Source organism: Streptomyces sp. SID13666, assembly GCF_010548325.1.
In the GTDB taxonomy this organism is placed as follows: Bacteria; Actinomycetota; Actinomycetes; order Streptomycetales; family Streptomycetaceae; genus Actinacidiphila; species Actinacidiphila fildesensis.
On the sequence record NZ_JAAGLX010000176.1, the window covers coordinates 1 to 470 of the forward strand.

A 470-nucleotide genomic window follows, 5' to 3' on the forward strand; every position below is an offset into this window, starting at 1 on the left:
GGACGTGCCCGGCGTCCAGGGCGCGGGTGCGGGCCAGCACCAGGGCGACGTCGTCGCCGGGGTTCTTCGGCAGCAGGGCGGACAGGACCCGGTCGCAGCGGTCCTCCAGCGAGGCGTGCGCGTCGTGACCGTCCGCGAGGGTCCGGGCCAGCAGGGCGATTCCGAGGTCCGGGTCGCCCTCGGTGGGCTCGACCAGCCCGTCCGTGAACAGGGCGACGAGGCTGCCCTCCGGCAGCTGGATCTCGGTGGTCTCGAAGGGCAGGCCGCCCACTACGAGCACCGGCCCGACGCTGACGTCCACGACCTGGGTCCCGCCGTCCGGCAGGACCAGTACGGGCGGCGGGTGGCCGGCGCTGGCGACGGCCAGTTCGCGGGAGACCGGGTCGTAGACCGCGTACAGGCAGGTCGCCCCGGTGGCGCCGCCGGCCACCCGGTCGCCGCCGGTGGCGCCGTGGCCGACCGCGGCGCGG

The 470-nt window shown here is 77.0% G+C and carries 1 protein-coding gene; it reads right to left on the reverse strand.

The window, feature by feature from the left end:
• Positions 1 to 470: PP2C family protein-serine/threonine phosphatase (locus G3I60_RS43970; protein ID WP_164608579.1), on the reverse strand; the 470-nt coding region annotated here is incomplete at both ends.